Below are 18,399 nucleotides of genomic sequence, written 5' to 3' on the forward strand. Positions count from 1 at the left end.
ACCCAAGGAGAACGATGAGCTTCCCACGCACCCTCGACCACCTGGTCTATGCCGTCCCGGACCTGGAGGCGGCCGTACCGGCGTTCGCGGAGAGCACCGGCGTCACACCGGTGCGCGGCGGCCGGCACCCGGTGGGTTCGGCCAACGCGCTGGTCGCCCTCACCGTGGCCGGTGCGCGCGGCCCCCGGTACCTGGAGATCGTCGGCCCCGACCGCGAACGCGCCGACCCCGGGCCGGTCGGTGTGTTCGGCCTGGCCGACCTGGACCGCCCCTCCCTGGCCACCTTCGCTGTCCGGGTGGAGGGCGCCCTGACCGCCGCCGTGGAGCGGGCCCGCGCGGTGGGCCACGACCCCGGGGACGCCGAAGCCTGGTCCCGCACCACTCCGGACGGGCAGGTGCTGCACTGGCACCTGGCCAAGCGGGAACCCGCGTCCTACCCGGCGCCGGTGCCCTTCCTCATCGACTGGGGCGACACCCCTCAACCCGGACTGGGCGACCTGCCCACCCTGGAACTGGTGTCCCTGCGGGCCGAACACCCCGATCCGGCCTCGCTCGCCCCGGCCCTGTCCGCGCTCGGCGTGGACCTGGCGCTCACCGAAGGGCCCGCCCCGCTGCTGGAGGCCGTGCTGGAGGGCCCCAAGGGCGGGGTGGTCCTGCGCTGAGCCCCCGGGCCCGGAGGCGGTGCCGCGAGCCGTGCACACCCCGGCGGACGGCACGCCGCCGGGCGGTGCCATGGCAGGGGGTGTATCAATCGATACAATCGGCGTATGATGCGGCCATGGTGGACACGATCGTCGCCGCATCCGACGTACCCGATGCCTCAGCCGATCGCCTGTGGTCCCTGGTCGGCGACCTCCCCGCGTGGGGCGCGATGCTGCCGAGCGTCGACTCGGTGCGCCGGCTCGGCGCCGCGGAAGTGCCGATCGGTGTCGGGGCGCGCTTCGCCGTCCGCCAACCCGGGCTGCCCGCCGCGGTGTACGAGGTCACCGAATGGTCACCGGGACGCTCGTTCACCTGGGTAGCCCGCTCGCCCGGAGTGGTGACCACGTGCAGGCACATCATCGAGGCCGAAGGCGCCGGCTCGCGCCTGAGGCTGAGTATCGAATGGACCGGCCCACTGGCCGGCCTCGTCCGACTCCTGATCGCCGGAAAGGCGCGTCGCATGGTGGAGTCCGAGGCCGCGACGTTCGCCCGCCTCGCCCAGAGCGCGTGAACGCCAAGAACTCCCGTGATGGGCTGCTGACCGAGGCCATCGACTACTACGCCGACCACGGGGTGCGCGACACCAGCCTGCGGACGCTGGCGGCGGCGATCGGCACGAGCCAGCGGATGCTGCACTACCACTTCGGCGACCGCGGGGACCTGCTCGCGGCGGTCATCACGGAGGTCGTGGCGCGGGAGATCGCCGCTCTGGAGGCGATGTCGGCCGAGGAGCGCGACCCGTTCGACGCGTTGGGCCGCCATTGGGCGCGCGTGCGTGCGACCGCCCGGAAGTTCGGTCCGCTGTACTTCGAGCTCTCGACGCACGCGATGTACGGGGCGCCCTACGCGGTACGGCTCCCCGAGGTGCTGGTGACCCGCTACGCCGCTGTCTTCGCGCAGACCTACGCGACCGTGACCGATGCCGAGCACAGTTCCCGGCTCGCGCGCCTGACCCTCGGAGTCGGCCGCGGCCTGCTGTTCGACGTGCTCCTCGACGACGACCTCGACGCCGCCGACGCCGCCGTCGCGGAGTTCACCGCCATGGTCCGGCACCGGATCGCGCACCGCCGCGACCACGGCACCTGATCCGCGCCCTGCTCCTCCGACGACGCCGGGCCCGCGCGGCGCCCGCCGGGCGGAAACCGACCGGACATCCACGTGACCGGCGTCGATGCGGTGAAAGCCCGCAACGCCAGGAACAGTTCGCGCGGCGCACTGGTCACGGGAGCAACCCGGGCCCTCGGACCGATTGCGCGGAAAGGCATACGTTCTTCGGCGTAGGCGCTCCCACGCTCCTCGACGGATGCCGGCCGGTCCGACCGACTCCTATGGTGAGCGAACGGCGGCCACGGCGCTGTCTTGTCGAGGGAATCCGGTGTCGAACATGCGCAGAGTAGTGCTCTATGAGCTGCTGTCCCTGGACGGCGTCGCCGAGGAGCCGAGCGACTGGATGCACGATGGCGGCCGTCCCATCTTCGACAATCTCGAGACGATCATCGAGCGCCAGGACGATGTGCTGCTCGGCCGCGGCACCTTTGACTATTGGGCGGGCTATTGGCCGACATCCGATGTCGAACCGTTCGCGAGCTTCATCAACCGGACACCCAAGCACGTCTTCTCCTCCCGCCCCTTGACCCAGGAGTGGGCGAACACCGTCGTTGTCGATCGCCCGGCAGCCGAGTACATTGCGGAGCTCAAGCGCGCGGACGGCGGCGATATCGGAGTTCACGGCAGCATCACACTTGTTCAGTCCCTTCTGTCCGCCGGCCTGTTCGATGAGTTGCGGTTGGTCGTCTCAGCGGCGATCGCCGGGAGCGGGCGGCGGCTGTTCGACTCCGCGGGCCGCCACCCCAGGCTCGACCTGGTGGCGGCCGAGGACACCCCGAACGGCAGCCTGCTCCTCACGTACAGCCGAGGCGGCTGATCACCGACCGGAAGGACCTGCGAATGCCCACGACCACGACGCACACCCTGGACGTGCCCGGGGCGGTGCTCACCTACGACATTCGTGAGCCGGACCGGCCGGGCGGCCACCCGCCGCTCTTCATCTTCGGGTCGCCGATGGGGGCATCCGGATTCGAGCAGGTGGCGCCGCACTTCGACGACCGCGTCGTCATCACCTACGACCCGCGAATGACGGAACGCAGCCACCTCAAGGACGGTGCCGGGGTGACCGCCGAACTCCACGGCGATGACCTCCACCGCGTGGTCGAGGCCGTCGGTCTCGGACCGGTCGACGCCTTCGGATCGAGCGGCGGGGCGATGGTCGCGCTGCCATGGGCGGTGGACCACCCCGATGACCTCCGCACGCTCGTTGCGCACGAACCGCCCCTGGGAGCGCTGCTTGCGGACGCCGAGACGGTCCTGAAGATCAACGCCGACATCGTCGGCACCTATCAGCGCCGGGGATTCGGCCCCGCGATGGCGAAGTTCATCCGGATGGTGACACACTCCGGCCCGTTTCCGGCGGACTACCTGGAGCAGCCCGACCCTGATCCGGCGCAGTTCGGCCTGCCCGCCGAGGACGACGGCGCACGCGACGACGCCCTGCTCGCGTACAACATGGCCATGCCGCCCTATACCCCGGACGCCGCTGCGCTGAAGGCGTCGGGAGTGCGGATCGTGCCCGCCATCGGCGCCGAAGGCGCGGGCACCATGGCGCGCCGCGGTGGCGAGGCGCTCGCCGGGCTGCTCGGCACCGAACCCGTCGTCTTCCCCGGTGACCACGGCGGCTTCGCCGCCAACGAGTGGGCGCCTGACAACGACCCCGCGGCGTTCGCCCGGAAGCTGCGCGACGTGGTCGACTACAAGGCGATGGGCGAACCCGCTCCCGCGGACGGTTCGCTGGCCGCGGCCGAGACCGAGTTGCAGCGTGCCCAACTGGCGGGCGATGTCGCCGCGCTGGATTCCCTGCTGCATCCCGACGTCGTCTACGTCGCCCCCGATGGTGCCGAGTTCGGCAAGGCACAGGATCTGGAGTCGCATTCCTCCGGACAGCTTCGGCTGACGCGGTCGGAGCGGCTCCAGAGCACCGCTCGCCAGTTCGGTTCGACGGGGGTCACGCGCGCGCGGCTCAGGATGGCCGGCTTCGCGGGCGGCGAGCCGTTCGAAGCGGAGATGTACTACACGCGCACGTGGCTGTTCCAGGACGGCGGGTGGCGGGTCGTCCAGGCGCAGGGCGCGAGCGTCCCGCGCGAGCCGTGAACCTCCCGCCGCCGGCGGACGGCGCGCCGCTGTGCGGTCGCGGTTACCGCGGCGTGGTCTCGAAGTCTGCGATCTGCTCGGCGAGGAGGTCCGGCGCGTCGAGCTGGACGAGTGTGCGCGCGCCGGGCACTTCGATGAGTTCGGCGTGGCCGAAGGCCCGCTGGAGCCGTCGGCCGAGGTCGGGGGTGAACGCACGATCGGCGCCGCCCCAGACGATGCGGACCGGCCCGGGGTAGTCCTTGAGCCGGGTGGACACGTCGAGGAGGTCCTGCGGGTCGATGGCGCGGAGGAGGCGTACGGCGTCGTCGCGGATGCCCGGCCGGGTGAGGGCGGGTTCGATCCAGGACCGGGTGAGGTCGGCGTCCAGGTCGTTCGCGAGCATTCCGAACCCCAGCGGGGAGTGCCGGAACGCGCGGCTGCGCATCGGGAGCAGGTTGATCTTCATCCTTCGCGGCCCTTTGAGCAGTGCGAAGAAGACGCTGAACGGGAAGGGCGGGAAGGTGTCGAACGCGTCGCAGTTCGTCAGGACCACGCGCCCGACCCGGCTCGCATCGGTGTCGAGGACGTATTGGACGAGCGCTCCGCCGGTGTCGCTGCCGACGAGGGTGACATCGTCCAGGTCGAGTGCCTCCAGGAACGTCAGGATCTGACGGGCGACGCCCCGCGGGGTCTGGTCCGCGTCGGGGTGCAGGGGCGCGGGGTGCGCGCCCAGCGGCCAGTCCGGCGCGAAGGACCGTATGCCGCGCTCGGCGAGGAGGTCGGCGACGCGCGACCAGACCGCGCCGCCCATGAGGAACGCGTGGACGAACACCACGGGCGGTTGGGCGGACTCCTCGGGTCCGACGGCGCGGTAGTGGATGGTCCCGCTGGGGAGATCGACGGTCGACATGGGATGGCTCCTTCGTCGATGAAGTAACATACAATATGTATGAAACTTACGGGCAGATTGTATGAAAGTTTCCCGGCGCACACAAGAGGAGCGGACCGCGGCGACCCGTGCCGCCCTGATCGAGGCGGGGCGGAAGCTCTTCGCCGAGCACGGATACGCGGGTGTCGGCACCGAGACACTGGTCCGTGCGGCCGGCATCAGCCGAGGCGCCCTGTATCACCAGTTCGGCGACAAGACCGAACTGTTCGCTGAGGTCCTCGCCGCCGTCGAGGCCGACGTCGCCCGGCGTCTCGCCGCAGCGGCGCCGGCCGGGGACGGCGGCGACCTCGTCGCGGTGATGACGCGGGCGGTGGAGGCATGGCTCGATGCCTGCGAGGACCCGGAGGTGCAGCGGATCGTCCTCATCGACGGGCCCTCCGTGCTCGGCTGGGTGCGCTGGCGCGCCATCTGCCAGCCCCACATCCTCGGCCTGATCGAGGCCGTGCTCACCCGGGCCGCGGCAGACGGCGAACTGCGCTCACTGCCGATCCGGCCGCTGGCACACCTGCTGCTCGCCATCGCGGACGAAGCGGCGATGTACCTGCACGCCGCCGATGACCAGACCACCGCACGTGCGGAGATCGTCCGGATCGTCGACACGCTGGTGCGCGGGCTCACCGTGCGCGAGGCGTGAGGACCGACGGCACCCGGCCTGATGCGGCGGGGCGTGCCCGGGTCCTCCCGGCACCCTCCGGCCGGCCGCCGCCGACGGCCGAAGGCGAAGACGGATCCGGGGCCGGTGGGGTGCGCGGCATGCGGGGGAGCGGGGCGGCCCGGTTCGCCGACGGCCCCGGTCCCCGGCGCCCGGTTCGCCGCCGGGTCAGGTGCGGGCGATGACGTCGGCCAGGTCACGCGGCTCACGTCCCAGCACGTCCGCGACATCGGTGGTCACGTGCGCGTTGCGGCCGTCGAGGACCTCCGAGAAGAGGTGGGCCATGCCCGCGGCGTCCTCGCGGGGGACCCCGGCATCGACCAGGTGGCCGATGAAGTCGTCGGTGCCGAGTTCGACGTAGGTCACCGGACGCCCGGCGGCCGCGCCGATCGCGTCGGCGACGTCGCCGAAGGTGAGCAGCCGCGGGCCGGTCACGTTGTGGACCCGTCCCACGTGGCCTGGTGCGGTGAGGGCGGCCACGGCGACGTCGGCGATGTCGTCGGCGTCGACGAACGGCTCGGGGGCACCGTGGCGCAGCATGGTGAGCCTGCCCGCGGCGACCTCGGGCGCCCAGATGCTCTCGGTGAAGTTCTGCGCGAAGAACGCCGATCGGATGATCGTCCATTCGGCCCCGGAGGCGATCAGGGCCTGCTCGGCCCGCTGCGCGCCCTCTTCGCCGCGGCCGGAGAGCAGGACCAGCCGGCGGCAGCCGGCCGCGACCGCCGCAGCGGCGAAGCGGCCGATCGCCTCGTCGGCACCGGGGATGGCGAGGTCCGGCTGGTAGGTGACGTAGGCGGCGTCGCAGCCGGCGAGAGCTGCGGGCCAGCTGCCGGGGTCGGTCCAGTCGAAGCGCGGGTCGGTGCTGCGCGAGACGGGGCGGTTGGCGTGCCCGAGGGCGTCGAGGCGGTGTGCGACGCGGCTGCCGGTCTTGCCGGTGCCGCCGATGATGAGTGTTGGCATGCATCCATCGTGGGCGGAGCGGGCGAGACAGAGAATACTTGATCAGCGCGACGGCATATGCGATCGTCTCGAACATGGATGGTCTCGGTGCCCTGCTCGACGGCCCGCGCGCCGAGCGGGCGTTCTTGTTGAAGGCGGTCTTCGCCGGCGGCTGGTCGGTCGGCATCGAGGACGAAGCGCCGCTGTCGGTCGCGGTGATGGCGCGCGGGTCGGCCGTGTACGCCGACGGCGCGGCGGCGCACCCGCTCGATGCCGGCGACGTGGTGCTGGTGCGCGGCCCCGAGCCCTATGTCTTCGCCGACTCGCCGCAGACCCCGACGGAGGTGCGGATCCTGCCGGGCCAGGTGTGCGTCGACCCCCAAGGGCACATCGTGCAAGGGACCATGGATCTCGGCGTGCGCACCTGGGGCAACGTCCCGGCCGACACCCGGCACGCGACCGTCATTCTCATCGGTACCTACAACCGCGAGACCTCGGTCGGCGCCCGGCTGCTGGCCCGGTTGCCGCGCAGCGTGGTGCTGCGCGGCGTCGAGTCCCCGCTGGTCGACCTGCTCTCAGCCGAGGTGGTCAACGACCGGCCGGGCCAGGAGGCCGTCCTCGACCGCCTGCTGGACCTGCTCCTCGTCTCGTGCCTGCGGGAGGCGCTGGCCGGTGCCGACGACCGCGGGTGGCTGGCGGCCGAGGACGATGCCGTGGTCGGCCCCGCCCTGCGGCTCATCCATGAGCGCCCCGAGGAGCCGTGGACGGTCGCATCGCTCGCCAGGCGCGCGGGCGTGTCCCGGGCCGTGTTCGCCCGACGCTTCAACGACCGGGTGGGCGAGCCGCCGCTGACCTACCTCACCGGCTGGCGGATGGCCCTCGCCGCCGACCTGATCGCCGGGACCGACCGCACGCTCGCGGCCGTGGCCGCCCGAGTCGGGTACGCCAACCCGTTCGCCCTGAGCGCCGCCTTCAAACGCGCATACGGCGTCTCCCCGGCGCACTTCCGCGCCCGCCACTCCGCCGCGTGACCGCCGCCGCGATCCGCGCGGAGACCGGCGGACGCGGGCCGGACGCGGTGATCGGCGCTGTGGGGACGAAAGGCGCACGGCTCGGACCCCGCACGCATGGCGCAGCGGGGCGCGGCGCACGCGGGGACGCGGACCGTTTGGATCTCGCATCCGAGGTCAGTTGCACACAGTGACAGAATGATCACTGTAAGAGGCAAGGGCCTGGCCGCGGCCGTGCATGGGCGGCGGGAAGGCCCGCGAGCAGCAAAGGAACGTCGGCTCATGGCGGACGCATCGTATGGCGGCGGGGCACGCCGCGCGGATCGGACGGTCCCCCCGGAGGAGCCGTCCGCAACGAGGCGAGCGGCGGTTCGCTCCTCCGGCGCGGAGCGTGGCACCCGCGACCCTGGGCGCTCCTCACCGCCCGCGGACTTTCATCGCAGCGGCCAACACCAGGTGCACACGGCATGGGAGCGGTGGTTCTCCTCCTTCGACGCGCGCGGGCCGCACGCCCGGCGGGCGGCCGGCTCGCCGGGGTGACCGCGCAGCGTTCGACGCCGCGCCCGGCCGCCCGCCGGGCCGACGGGCCTGCGGCGGAACGCGACGGCGCACGTCCCGGTCGGCGATGGCGGCGGCACCAGTGCGGGTTCGACCGGGACTCCCCGGGCGGCTCGGGGCGGCCCGGGTGCGATCGGCGCGCGGTTTGCCCAGCTGGTGGCAGGGGCAGTGGGGCGAGGTGATCAGAGACGATGAGCAGGCTTCGGGCGGGGACGTCACGGCCCCGCCCCTGCCGCGGCCCCCGGCCGATCCCGGCGGGACGGCCGCCGATGAGCACCGGCGCCACATCGTCGCGCTCTTCCTCGACGAGGCCGCCGCCGGACGGCTCGACCTCCCGCTGCCCGGCCGGGGCGACACGTGGCGCCGCTGGTCGGCACTGCGCGACCTCGCGCACCGCGACCTGTCGCTGGCGCGCCTGGCCGAGGGCCATGCCGACGCGCTCGCCATCATGGCCGAGTTGGGAGCCGCGCCCCCGCAGCACGGGTCCGCATGGGGGGTGTGGGCGGCGCACCCGCCGGGCCCGGACCTGCACGCGCGCTTCGACCGCGGACACTGGCGGCTCAGCGGCGTCAAACGGTTCTGCTCTGGTGCGGACGTCTGCACGCACGGCCTCGTCAGCGCCGTGGTCGATGGCGGCGACCGGCGCCTCTTCGCGGTACGGGCCGACGCCGCCGCGGCACGACCGGGCACCTGGGCCGCCGCCGGGATGGCCGCCAGCGCCACGCTGACCCTCGCCTTCGCGGACGTCGCCGCCGAACCGGTGGGACCGCCCGGCGCCTACACCGACCGGCCCGGCTTCCACCACGGCGGTATCGGTGTCGCGGCGTGCTGGTACGGCGGGGCGCTCGCCGTCGCGCGACCGCTGGCCGCCAGGGTCCGCGGCGGCGCCGACCCGCACGCCCAGGCGCACTACGGCGCCGTCGACCGCGACCTGCACGCCGCCGACGCGGTGCTCCGCGCGGCCGCCGAGGAGGTCGACGCCGACCCCCGCGACACGGGGGGAGGCGCCGCCGTGCGCGCGATGCGCACGCGGGCGGTGCTCGCCGAGGCGTGCGCCGACGTGCTCCGACACGCGGGCGAGGCCCTGGGCGCCGGCCCACTGGCGGGCGACCCCCGCTACGCGCGCGCGGCCGAGGACCTGGCCGTCTACATCCGCCAGCACCACGGTGCCCGCGACCTCGCCGGTCTGGGCGCGCACACGGCGCATCGAGAGGACGACACCGTTGCCGAGGACCGATGAACCCCCGCACCCCATCGACGCCGAAGGCACCCCGGAGAGCACGTGGCTCGCCTGGCCGCCGCTGGCGCGACGACCCGCCTTCGACCTCTCCGGGATCCGCAGCGCCGTCGTCGTGGCACCGCACCCCGACGACGAGGTACTGGGCTTCGGCGGCGGTCTCGCCCTGCTGGCCGAGAGCGGCGCCCGGCTGCGCATCGTCGCCGTGACCGACGGCGACGCCTCGCACCCGAACAGCCCGACCCTCGCCCGGGGCGCACTCGTCCGCCGCCGCCACGAGGAGCGCCGCGCCGCACTGCGCCGCCTCGGCGCGCACGACACCGAGGTCGTCCGGCTCGGCCTGCCCGACGGCGGGGTCGCGGCGGCCGAGGCCGAGGTCGCCACCCGGCTGAACGACCTCTGCGCCGGATTCGACCTGTGCCTCGCCCCCTGGGAGGCGGACCTGCATCCCGACCACGACGCGACCGGCCGGGCGGCGAAGACGGCGAGCGCGGCGGCCGGCACACCGCTCGCCCGCTACCCGGTGTGGATGTGGCACTGGGCGCGGCCGGACCAGCCCGAGGTGCCCTGGGACACGGCGCACCGGATCGCGCTGCCCCCGCACGTGCGGCGCCGCAAGGCCGCGGCCATCGACTGCTTCACCACCCAGATCGCTCCGCTGAGCGAGCACCCCGACGACGCCGCGATCCTCACCCCGGAGATGCTCGCCCACTTCACCCGCGACGCCGAGACGGTCTTCCGGTGAGCACCGAGGACGCCTACTTCGACGCGATGTACGCGGCGTCCGCCGACCCGTGGGGCTTCACCACGCGCTGGTACGAGCACCGGAAACGGGACCTCACAACGGCCTCGCTGCCGCGCGAGCGCTACGGCCGCGCCTTCGAGCCCGGGTGCTCGATCGGCGCGCTGACCCGGGCACTGGCCGGACGCTGCGACTCCCTGCTGGCGTGGGAGGGGGTCCCGACCGTGGCGGCCCAGGCGGAACGCGACCTGGCCGACCTCGCCCACGTGCGGGTGGAGCAGGCGCGGATCCCGCGGCAATGGCCCGAGGGCGACTTCGACCTGATCGTGCTCTCGGAACTGCTGTACTACTTCGACGACGCCGACCTGGCGGCGGTCCTCGCCAAGTCGGTCGCCTCGTTGCGCGCCGCCGGGACGCTGATCGCGGTGCACTGGCAGCACCCGGTCGGCGGGCACGCCCGCTCCGGCGCGAGTGTCCATGCCGCGCTGGACGCCTGCCCCGGGCTGGCGCGTACGGTCCGGCACAGCGAGGCGGACTTCCTCCTCGACGTCCACACGGTCGGCGGCGCGGTCTCGGTCGCCGAGCGCGAAGGGCTCGTGTGATCCGCGCGGCCGCCGTGGTGATCCCCGCTCACAACGAGGCCGAACTCCTCCCGTCCTGCCTCGGCGCCGTGGCCGCCTCCCTTGCGGCCTGCCGCATCGCGCCGGACCGCCGGCGCATCGTGGTGGTCGCCGACGCGTGCGGCGACGCCACCGCCGCCATCGCCCGCGCCATGGGCGCCCACGTGGTGGAGGTCGGCCACCGCAGCGTCGGACCGGCGCGCGCCGAGGGGATGCGCCGCGCACTCGCACTGCTGGGCGGCTGCCCGGCCGCGGAGGCGTGGCTGGCCACGACCGACGCCGACAGCATCGTCCCGCTCCGGTGGCTGCCCGAGCAGGTGCGCTGGGCCGACGCGGGATGGGACGCGGTGGCGGGCACGGTCACCGTGGCGGACTGGTCGCAGCGCCCGCCGGGCCTGGCAGCGGTGTTCGCGCGGCACTACCGGTCCGGGCCGGGCGAGCATCCGCACGTCCACGGCGCCAACCTCGGCGTGCGGGCGTCGGCCTACCTGGCGTCCGGCGGGTTCCGCAGCCTCGCGTGCTCCGAGGACCACAGCCTGGTCGCGGCCCTGCACGCCGGCGGGCATCGCATCCGCCGCCCGTCCGACCTTTCGGTGCGCACCTCGGCACGGCCCGACTCGCGGGCCCGCGGCGGCTTCGGCGACCTGCTCACCCGATTGGCGGGGAAGTGGAGCGGCCCCGATTCGGGGCAGTGAGCCGTGACGGGGCGGCGGCGCCTCGCGGACAGGCCGCGCGGACGGGAGGACAGGGTGACGAGCATCCGGAGCCGGGCATGGCGGGCGGCGGCGAGCGTGGTCGGCCGCAGGATCGAGTACCGCGACCCGGTGGTCGTACGCCGCAAGGTCGAGCGGGCCCGGGTCCGCCCCGACCCGCACGGGCCCCCGCGCCGGCTGGACCGCACCTGCGCGGTCCGCATCGACTTCCGACACGGGTGGCCGTGCTACGAGGTGCGGCCGCGCTCGGGGCCGCCCGCGGTGAACGTGGTGTTCCTGCACGGGGGCGCCTACATCGACCAGGTGTCAGGCATGCACTGGCGGCTCGCCGAGACGCTCGTGCACACGCTGCGGGCCCGCGTGGCGGTGCCCGTCTACCCGCTGGTGCCCGAGGGGACCGCGGCGCGGGTGGTGCCGGAGGTCGCGGCGCTGGTGCGCGAGTCGGTGGACCGCGACGCCGGGTCGACCGTCCTCATGGGCGACTCGGCGGGCGGCGGGCTCGCGGTCGCGGTCGCGCAGCGCCTGCGCGACGAGAGCGGGTACCGGCCGGCCCGGCTGGTCCTGATCTCGCCGTGGCTCGACGTCACCATGGACCACCCGGACATACCCGCCGTGGAGCCGCTCGACCCGGAGTTGTCGCGGGCCGGGCTGCGCCTGGCCGGGCGGCTGTGGGCGGGCGGACTCGACCCCGCCGACCCGCTGGCCAGCCCGATCAACGGCGACCTGGCCGGTCTCCCGCCCGCCACCGTCTTCATCGGCACCCGCGACATCCTCAACCCCGACGCCCACCGCTTCCGCGACCGCGCCGAGGAGGCCGGGGTGCCGGTGGAGTTCCATGAGGCCGCGGGCCAGATCCACGTCTACCCCCTGTACCCCCTCCCGGAGGGGCGCAGGGCCCGGGCGCACATCATCGCCCGCCTCGAATGACCACTGGCGCGCGGCTTCGTCGCGCGCCGCCCCGCCATGGCGGCGGCCGCCACCGCCGCTCCGTCGACGAGGTCCGGGGTCAGGCGGCCGCTTCGAGGAAGCGCGTGATGGGAGCGGGGGTTCCGGACGGGGCGGTGGCGGCGATGTGGCCGTCGGGGCGCACGAGGACGAGCCGGTCGCCGCTGACCCCGTACGCCCGTCGGGCCTGCCCGTCCTCGTCCAGCGCGGCGGTGCGCAGCTCCGGTCCGTAACGGCGGTCGATGTCCGCGGCGGCGCGGGCGGCGTCGGGTCCGAAGGCGAGGAGGGTGAAGTGGGGGCCCCGGAACACGTCGAACAGGCGCACCCCGTTCCCGGCGACGACCACCGGCGCGTCGGGTGCGCGGTCGCCCGGGCGCAGGGGCGCGGCGGCGCCGTCGGCGGGGGGAGCGTGTTCCCCGTCCTGACCGGCCGCGCCTCCGGGTCCCTCGGGCGCGCCCGGGTCGGCGCTGTCGTCCGGGGCCAGGGGACCGCCGAGGTAGGTCAGGTCGAGCTGGCGGGTATCGGAGGCCCGTTGGGCGATCGGCCGGGCGCCACCGCTCCGGCGCAGGTAGGCGGTGCTGAGGCCGAGGACGTGTGCGGCAACCGGCAGGCGTTCGGCCTCGTAGGTATCGACCAGGCGGGGGTGGCGGTCGGCCGCGGCGAGCTTCCAGCCGAGGTTGTAGGCGTCCTGGACCCCGGTGTTGAGTCCTTGGCCGCCGGCGGGCGAGTGCACGTGTGCGGCGTCCCCTGCCAGCAGGACCCTGCCGACGCGGAAGCGGTGGGCCATCCGGATGTTGACCCGGTACAGGGAGATCCAGCCCGCGTCGAGCAGCCGGACTCCGGTGGCGCGTCGGCCGGCGAGGTCCTGGAGGGTCGGGAGTGCGGGCCGCGGGTTTCCGGCCCCGGGGGACAGTGCCGCGACGAGTTGGAACCGGTCGGTTCCGGGGAGCGGGCACAGGGCGAGCATGTCGTCCGGACCGTCGCCCCAGGCGTGCCAGTGGGCGCGGTCGAGCCCTTCGGCGCGGACGTCGGCCAGCAGCATGCGTTCGCTCTCGTGCGTCTCTCCGGCGAACGCGATGCCGAGTTCGCGGCGGACCAGGCTGTGCCCGCCGTCGCAGCCCACCATGTAGTCGGCCCGCGCCTCGCCGGTGCTGAGGCGGGCGGTCACGCCGTGGGGGTCGGCCGTGAAGCCCAGTAACTCGGTTCCCGACTCCACGTGCACGCCCAGGCGGGCGAGGCGGGAGCGCAGGATCTCCTCGGTGCGCCACTGCGGCACCAGCCACACGTTCGGGTAGGGGACGTCCGGGCCGGGTTCGTGGCGCCTGGCGAGGTGCCCCTCCCAGGCCACCGTGCCGTCGCCGGAGTAGACGCGCATCGGCGGGTAGGGCGCGCCCGAGGCGAGCACGTCGTCGATGACACCGAGGTCGTTGAAGACCTCCAGTGTGCGCGGCTGGAGCCCTTTGCCGCGGGAGCCGCGGCGGCCCCCACTGTCGATGATGCGGACGTCGATGGCGCGGCGCGCGAGTTCGATGGCGAGGGTCAGGCCGGTCGGCCCGGCTCCGACGACGAGGATCATGCCGAACACTTCCTTAACATCGTTCAATTTAACGTTGTTAAGTGTGCGATTAATGCTGTTAAGCTGTCAAGTCGGAGGTGGGGATGCGCCTGGACCGGGAGCGCGTGGTGCGCACCGCCTTGCGGCAGCTGGACGCGCATGGCTTGGACGGACTGACGCTGCGCGGCATCGCCCGCGAACTCGATGTGCAGGCCCCCGCGCTGTACTGGCACTTCAAGAGCAAGGCCGAGCTGCTGGACGAGATGGCCACGACCATGCTCCGCGACCTGCTCGCCGCGGAGGAGCCTTCGGCGGTGGCGTCCTGGCAGGAGACCCTGACCGGGTCGGCGCGCGGCCTTCGCCGGATGATGCTGGCCCACCGCGACGGCGCCAAGGTGTTCAGCGGCACCCACCTGACCGACGGCTCCATCTACGCGTCGCAGGAGGCGAACCTCCGCCGGCTGACCGAGGCGGGGCTGGCGCTCTCCGATGCCATGCAGGGCTTCCACGCGGTCTACAGCTACACAGTGGGCTTCGCGATCGAGGAGCAGGCGGTCCACCCCCGGCCCGGTCGGCGCGACGAGCGCTACGACCCCGAACGGCGGGACGCCCGCTTCAAGGACGCCGACCTGCCACTGGCCAAAGCCGCGGGGCGGGTGATGTTCACCGATTTCGACACCCGGTTCGAGAGCGGGCTGCGGCTGATCATCGCCGGGATCGAGCACACGGCCGGCTCCTCCCCCCGAGACGGGGCGGGGGGAGAGCCGCCCGTGGATGCGCCCTAAGGGCCGGTCACGTACGGGCGGGCGGTGGCGCGGCCGCCACGGGGCTGACAGCCGGAACCGGGCGATGCGCGTCGTGGCCGCCGTGCCCTTGTGCGCGCGAGTCGGTCCAAGGGGCCGGAGGGGGGCGGAGGACTCCAGGGGTGCGCCCAGCCCGGCCCGTTAGGTGACCTGGGTCACATGGTGTCACGGTGATCGGTCCCGCGGTGTCTCCTGTGCAGCCGGCAACGGCGATAGGGAATCCACCCTGGAGAGATCGGAAGGACACCATGAGCAAGGTCTGGTTCGTCACCGGTTCGTCCCGCGGTCTGGGCCGCAGTTTCGTCGAGGCCGCACTGGCCCGCGGCGACAAGGTGGCCGCGACCGCCCGGAGCACTGAGAGCCTCGACGCGTTGGCCGTCGCGTACGGCGACGCGGTGCTCCCGCTCGCCCTGGACGTGACCGACAAGACCGCCGTCTTCGCGAGTGTGCGGCGGGCCGAGGAGCACTTCGGTCGGATCGACGTCGTCGTGAACAACGCCGGCTACGCCCAGATCGGCGCGATCGAGGAGCTGACCGAGCAGGAGCTCCGCGACCAGCTGGAGACCAACGTCTTCGGCGCGGTGTGGGTCGTCCAGGCCGCGCTGCCCGGCCTGCGCGAGCAGGGCGCAGGGCACATCATCCAGATGTCCTCGGTCGCCGGGGTCGTCGCCATGCCGCTCGGCGGCGCGTACCAGGCGTCCAAGTGGGCGCTGGAGGCCCTGAACGAGACCCTCGCCCAGGAGGTCGCCGGATTCGGGGTCAAGGTGACCGTGGTCGAGCCCGGCGGCTTCGCCACCCGGTCCGGCAGGAACCCGGATCCGCTCGCCAACGGGCACATGGCCGAGCTCGATCCGGCCTACGACGGCCTGCGCCGACGTATCGCCGGGTTCGCGAAGACGCAGGCGGCCGGTGACCCGGCAGCCGCGGCCCTGGCACTCCTCAAGATCGTCGACTCCGACGCCCCGCCCCTGCGGGTGTTCTTCGGCGCCATGGGCCACCAATTGGTCCGGCAGGCCTACGCGGACCGGCTCCAGACCTGGGCCGATTGGCAGGACCTCTCTGCGGAGGCGAGCGGCGCGCCCGGCCGCGAGGCCGACGCGTCCCGGCCGGAACCCGTCGAGACCTGAGGCGCCTGGTCCTGCTCGGCCACGCCCCGGCCGGACGCCGGCGCCCGGCACCGAACGGGCGCTCCCGGTTCGCGGTCGCGTACGGGCGCGCTGTACGGCCGGCGCCGGTCGGACAGCATTCGGGACAGCAGGATTCCGGACGCCGCCGGGGCAGGCGCGCGACCACCGCCGGCGACCGGACCCGGACGCGAAGGAGTGAGGAACGAGGAATGAGCGACCACACCGTCGAAGCGGCGACCGAGACCTTCGTCGCCCACCGCAACCTGCTCTTCACCGTCGCCTACGAGATGCTCGGGTCCGCGGCCGACGCCGAGGACGTCCTCCAGGAGACCTGGCTGCGGTGGGTCGCCGTCGACATGGAGCAGGTGCGCGACCAGCGCGCCTACCTCGTACGCATCACGACCCGGCAGTCGCTCAACCGGCTGCGCACAATGAAGCGCCGCAAGGAGGCGTACGTCGGCTCCTGGCTGCCCGAGCCGCTGCTCACCGCGCCGGACGTCGCCGAGCACACCGAACTCGCCGAGAGCGTGTCGATGGCGCTGATGCTCGTCCTCGAAACGCTGGCGCCGACCGAGCGCGCCGTCTTCGTGCTGCGCGAGGTCTTCGACGTCGGCTACGACGAGATCGCCGCCGCCGTCGGTAAGAGCCCCGCCGCCGTCCGGCAGATCGCGCACCGCGCCCGCCGGCACGTCGATGCCCGCCGTCCCCGAGAAGTGGTCCCCCCGGGCCAGGCCCGTGCGGCACTCGAATCGCTGCGGCGCGCGCTCGAAACCGGGGACCTCCAGGGCCTGCTCGACGTGCTCGCCCCGGAGGTCGTCCTCATCGCCGACGGCGGCGGCTTCAAGCAGGCCGCGCTGCGGCCGGTCACCGGCGCCGACCGGCTGGTCCGCATGCTCGTCCACGGCCTCGGCCGGAGCGAAGCCGCGATCACCGCGGTCCCCACCGCTGCAAATGGCGGCCCGGCGCTCGTCGTACGCCTGGACGGCAAGGTCGACGGCATCCTCACCGTCCGGGTCGAGGACGCGCGCATCACCGGCATCTACTACGTCTGCAATCCGGCGAAGCTGTCCCGCGTGGAATCCGAGACCCCGCTCACCCTGCGCTGAACACCGGCGGCGGACACGGCATGGCGGCGGCCGGCCGGGAACCGCGGCCGGCCGTACCCCGAGGAGTCCTGAACGGGCCCGACCAGGCCCGGCGACCGGGAGGTCACCCATGACGAAGAACGCTGTCGGCGCATCCGCCGACCTGGAACTGCCGGTCGAGCGGGGCTGCCCCTTCGCCCCGCCCGCCGAGTACGAGCGGCTGCGCGAGCAGGCGCCGATCACCAGGATCACCCTGCCGGGCGGCACCCAGGCGTGGTGGGTGTCCGCGCACCGGGAAGGCCGTGCCGTCCTCGCCGACCGGCGCTTCTCCTCCGATCGGCGCAACGACGGCTTCCCCCTCTTCAACCTCAACGCGGCGACCCTGCGGCAGTTCCGCAGCCAACCGCCCTTGATGGTCGGCATGGACGGCGCGGAACACGCCGCGGCCCGGCGCCCGGTGATCGGCGAGTTCACCGTGAGACGGCTGGCCGCCCTGCGCCCGCGGATCCAGGACATCGTCGACCGGTTCATCGACGACATGCTCGCCACCGAGCACCGGCCGGTCGACCTCGTGCAAGCGCTGTCCCTGCCGGTGCCCTCACTGGTGATCTGCGAACTGCTCGGCGCGCCATACACCGACCACGGCTTCTTCCAGGACCGCACCGCCGTCGCGGTGCGCCGGAGCTCGTCGGCGCAGGACCGCCAGCGGGCGCTGGCCGACCTCCGCTCCTTCATCGACGACCTGATCACCCGCAAGGAGTCCGAACCCGGCGACGACCTGTTCGGCCGGCAGATCGCCCGGCAGCGCAGCGAGGGCGCCGTCGACCACGAGGGCCTGGTGAGCTTGGCCCTCCTGCTGCTGTCCGCCGGACACGAGACCACGGCGAACATGATCTCGCTCGGCGTGATCGGGCTGCTCGACCGCCCGGAGCAGCTGGCCCTGATCACGGCCGACCCGGGCAAGACGCCCATGGCGGTGGAGGAGCTGCTGCGCTACTTCGCCGTCGCCGACGCGGTCACCACCCGGGTGGCCACCGAGGACGCGCGGATCAGCGGGGTGGACATCAAGGCCGGTGAAGGCGTCGTCGTCTCCGGCCTGTCGGCCAACTGGGACCCCTCCGTCTTCACGAATCCGGCCGACCTGGACGTCGAGCGCAAGGCCCGACACCACCTCGCCTTCGGATTCGGCCCGCACCAGTGCCTCGGCCAGAACCTCGCCCGGATGGAACTGGAGATCGTGTTCGACACGCTGTTCCGCCGCATCCCCACACTGCGGCTCGCCGTCCCGGTCGGGGAGCTGCCGTTCAAGACGGACGCCGTCGTCTACGGCGCCGACGAACTCCCGGTCACCTGGTGAGGAGGACATCATGCGGATCAAGGCCGACACCGGGCGCTGCATCGGCGCCGGCCAGTGCGTCCTCACCGCGCCGGCCGTGTTCGACCACGACGACGACGGCATCGTGGTCCTGCTGACCGCAGACCCCGGCGACGAGAGCGCCGCCCAGGCACGCTACGCCGTCACCCTGTGCCCGTCCCGAGCGCTGTCCGTCTCCCGGGAGTAGGCGCACCAGGGCCGTCG

Annotated in this window: 20 protein-coding genes; 17 read left to right on the plus strand and 3 right to left on the minus strand. The window is 73.5% G+C overall.

Annotation, left to right across the window (positions count from 1 at the left end; all coding sequences use genetic code 11):
- Nucleotides 1-14 precede the first annotated feature (14 nt).
- The 5 genes from CLV63_RS29540 (at nt 15) to CLV63_RS29560 (ending at nt 3,906) form a co-directional block, all read left to right on the plus strand.
- Nucleotides 15-662, plus strand: coding sequence for a VOC family protein (locus CLV63_RS29540; RefSeq protein ID WP_106586533.1), 648 nt, complete (start codon nt 15-17; stop codon nt 660-662).
- Nucleotides 663-778: 116 nt separating this feature from the next.
- On the plus strand, nt 779-1,213 hold the full coding sequence (locus CLV63_RS29545; protein ID WP_106586534.1) for an SRPBCC family protein: 435 nt from the start codon (nt 779-781) through the stop codon (nt 1,211-1,213).
- The gene (locus CLV63_RS29550) at nt 1,210-1,788 is read left to right on the plus strand and encodes a TetR/AcrR family transcriptional regulator (RefSeq protein WP_170134371.1); all 579 of its coding nucleotides are present in this window, start codon (nt 1,210-1,212) and stop codon (nt 1,786-1,788) included. The genes CLV63_RS29545 and CLV63_RS29550 overlap by 4 nt, the downstream gene beginning before the upstream one ends.
- A gap of 310 nt (nt 1,789-2,098) precedes the next feature.
- Complete coding sequence (locus tag CLV63_RS29555; protein WP_211301539.1) at nt 2,099-2,626, plus strand: dihydrofolate reductase family protein; 528 nt, start codon at nt 2,099-2,101, stop codon at nt 2,624-2,626.
- A 23-nt stretch (nt 2,627-2,649) separates the two neighbouring features.
- Nucleotides 2,650-3,906, plus strand: a complete 1,257-nt coding sequence (locus CLV63_RS29560; protein ID WP_106586536.1) for a DUF4440 domain-containing protein — start codon at nt 2,650-2,652, stop codon at nt 3,904-3,906.
- 43 nt (nt 3,907-3,949) lie between these two features.
- On the opposite strand, the gene CLV63_RS29565 is transcribed toward CLV63_RS29560, so the two are convergent.
- Entirely contained in the window at nt 3,950-4,795 is an 846-nt protein-coding gene (locus CLV63_RS29565) for an alpha/beta fold hydrolase (protein WP_106586537.1), read from the minus strand.
- Nucleotides 4,796-4,856: 61 nt separating this feature from the next.
- Here CLV63_RS29565 and CLV63_RS29570 point away from each other — a divergent pair, with 61 nt between their 5' ends.
- Nucleotides 4,857-5,468, plus strand: coding sequence for a TetR/AcrR family transcriptional regulator (locus tag CLV63_RS29570; protein WP_106586538.1), 612 nt, complete (start codon nt 4,857-4,859; stop codon nt 5,466-5,468).
- A gap of 186 nt (nt 5,469-5,654) precedes the next feature.
- Here the strand turns inward: CLV63_RS29570 and CLV63_RS29575 are convergent, their stop codons facing one another.
- Nucleotides 5,655-6,446 carry an NAD(P)H-binding protein gene (locus CLV63_RS29575; RefSeq protein WP_211301540.1) on the minus strand — a complete coding sequence of 264 codons (792 nt, stop codon included), beginning with the start codon at nt 6,444-6,446 and terminating at the stop codon, nt 5,655-5,657.
- Between the two features lie 74 nt (nt 6,447-6,520).
- Here CLV63_RS29575 and CLV63_RS29580 point away from each other — a divergent pair, with 74 nt between their 5' ends.
- The 6 genes from CLV63_RS29580 to CLV63_RS29605 all read left to right on the plus strand — a co-directional run bounded on the left by CLV63_RS29580 (nt 6,521) and on the right by CLV63_RS29605 (nt 12,232).
- Nucleotides 6,521-7,456, plus strand: a complete 936-nt coding sequence (locus CLV63_RS29580; RefSeq protein ID WP_106586539.1) for an AraC family transcriptional regulator — start codon at nt 6,521-6,523, stop codon at nt 7,454-7,456.
- Between the two features lie 715 nt (nt 7,457-8,171).
- Nucleotides 8,172-9,233 carry an acyl-CoA dehydrogenase gene (locus tag CLV63_RS29585; RefSeq protein WP_342751445.1) on the plus strand — a complete coding sequence of 354 codons (1,062 nt, stop codon included), beginning with the start codon at nt 8,172-8,174 and terminating at the stop codon, nt 9,231-9,233.
- A complete protein-coding gene (locus tag CLV63_RS29590; protein WP_106586540.1) occupies nt 9,217-9,975 on the plus strand; it encodes a PIG-L deacetylase family protein in 759 nt (252 codons plus the stop codon). The genes CLV63_RS29585 and CLV63_RS29590 overlap by 17 nt, the downstream gene beginning before the upstream one ends.
- Nucleotides 9,972-10,574, plus strand: coding sequence for a class I SAM-dependent methyltransferase (locus CLV63_RS29595; RefSeq protein WP_106586541.1), 603 nt, complete (start codon nt 9,972-9,974; stop codon nt 10,572-10,574). The genes CLV63_RS29590 and CLV63_RS29595 overlap by 4 nt, the downstream gene beginning before the upstream one ends.
- Nucleotides 10,571-11,287 (plus strand): glycosyltransferase, encoded by a 717-nt coding sequence (locus CLV63_RS29600; protein ID WP_106586542.1) that lies wholly within the window; start codon nt 10,571-10,573, stop codon nt 11,285-11,287. Before CLV63_RS29595 ends, CLV63_RS29600 begins: the two co-directional genes overlap by 4 nt.
- 54 nt (nt 11,288-11,341) lie before the next feature.
- Nucleotides 11,342-12,232, plus strand: a complete 891-nt coding sequence (locus CLV63_RS29605; RefSeq protein WP_146165700.1) for an alpha/beta hydrolase — start codon at nt 11,342-11,344, stop codon at nt 12,230-12,232.
- A 79-nt stretch (nt 12,233-12,311) separates the two neighbouring features.
- Here the strand turns inward: CLV63_RS29605 and CLV63_RS29610 are convergent, their stop codons facing one another.
- The gene (locus CLV63_RS29610; RefSeq protein WP_245929181.1) at nt 12,312-13,853 is read right to left on the minus strand and encodes an FAD-dependent monooxygenase; all 1,542 of its coding nucleotides are present in this window, start codon (nt 13,851-13,853) and stop codon (nt 12,312-12,314) included.
- Between the two features lie 56 nt (nt 13,854-13,909).
- Here CLV63_RS29610 and CLV63_RS29615 point away from each other — a divergent pair, with 56 nt between their 5' ends.
- The 5 genes from CLV63_RS29615 (at nt 13,910) to CLV63_RS29635 (ending at nt 18,382) form a co-directional block, all read left to right on the plus strand.
- On the plus strand, nt 13,910-14,590 hold the full coding sequence (locus tag CLV63_RS29615; protein WP_106586545.1) for a TetR/AcrR family transcriptional regulator C-terminal domain-containing protein: 681 nt from the start codon (nt 13,910-13,912) through the stop codon (nt 14,588-14,590).
- Between the two features lie 266 nt (nt 14,591-14,856).
- Nucleotides 14,857-15,735, plus strand: coding sequence for an SDR family NAD(P)-dependent oxidoreductase (locus CLV63_RS29620; protein WP_106586546.1), 879 nt, complete (start codon nt 14,857-14,859; stop codon nt 15,733-15,735).
- 209 nt (nt 15,736-15,944) lie between these two features.
- The gene (locus tag CLV63_RS29625) at nt 15,945-16,841 is read left to right on the plus strand and encodes an RNA polymerase sigma-70 factor (RefSeq protein ID WP_106586547.1); all 897 of its coding nucleotides are present in this window, start codon (nt 15,945-15,947) and stop codon (nt 16,839-16,841) included.
- Nucleotides 16,842-16,950: 109 nt separating this feature from the next.
- Nucleotides 16,951-18,177, plus strand: a complete 1,227-nt coding sequence (locus tag CLV63_RS29630) for a cytochrome P450 (protein WP_106586548.1) — start codon at nt 16,951-16,953, stop codon at nt 18,175-18,177.
- A 10-nt stretch (nt 18,178-18,187) separates the two neighbouring features.
- Complete coding sequence (locus CLV63_RS29635) at nt 18,188-18,382, plus strand: ferredoxin (protein WP_106586549.1); 195 nt, start codon at nt 18,188-18,190, stop codon at nt 18,380-18,382.
- Nucleotides 18,383-18,399: the final 17 nt, after the last annotated feature.

Origin of the sequence: Murinocardiopsis flavida (assembly GCF_003014485.1) — a bacterium.
In the GTDB taxonomy this organism is placed as follows: Bacteria; Actinomycetota; Actinomycetes; order Streptosporangiales; family Streptosporangiaceae; genus Murinocardiopsis; species Murinocardiopsis flavida.

Bases quoted from the DNA above. Each gene is read 5' to 3' on its own strand.
- CLV63_RS29540 (WP_106586533.1), top strand. From the start codon at position 15: ATGAGCTTCCCACGCACCCTCGACCACCTGGTCTATGCCGTCCCGGAC.
- CLV63_RS29620 (WP_106586546.1), top strand. From the start codon at position 14,857: ATGAGCAAGGTCTGGTTCGTCACCGGTTCGTCCCGCGGTCTGGGCCGC.
- CLV63_RS29630 (WP_106586548.1), top strand. From the start codon at position 16,951: ATGACGAAGAACGCTGTCGGCGCATCCGCCGACCTGGAACTGCCGGTC.
- CLV63_RS29570 (WP_106586538.1), top strand. From the start codon at position 4,857: ATGAAAGTTTCCCGGCGCACACAAGAGGAGCGGACCGCGGCGACCCGT.
- CLV63_RS29635 (WP_106586549.1), top strand. From the start codon at position 18,188: ATGCGGATCAAGGCCGACACCGGGCGCTGCATCGGCGCCGGCCAGTGC.
- CLV63_RS29580 (WP_106586539.1), top strand. From the start codon at position 6,521: ATGGATGGTCTCGGTGCCCTGCTCGACGGCCCGCGCGCCGAGCGGGCG.
- CLV63_RS29560 (WP_106586536.1), top strand. From the start codon at position 2,650: ATGCCCACGACCACGACGCACACCCTGGACGTGCCCGGGGCGGTGCTC.
- CLV63_RS29545 (WP_106586534.1), top strand. From the start codon at position 779: ATGGTGGACACGATCGTCGCCGCATCCGACGTACCCGATGCCTCAGCC.
- CLV63_RS29615 (WP_106586545.1), top strand. From the start codon at position 13,910: ATGCGCCTGGACCGGGAGCGCGTGGTGCGCACCGCCTTGCGGCAGCTG.
- CLV63_RS29625 (WP_106586547.1), top strand. From the start codon at position 15,945: ATGAGCGACCACACCGTCGAAGCGGCGACCGAGACCTTCGTCGCCCAC.
- CLV63_RS29575 (WP_211301540.1), bottom strand. From the start codon at position 6,446: ATGCCAACACTCATCATCGGCGGCACCGGCAAGACCGGCAGCCGCGTC.
- CLV63_RS29565 (WP_106586537.1), bottom strand. From the start codon at position 4,795: ATGTCGACCGTCGATCTCCCCAGCGGGACCATCCACTACCGCGCCGTC.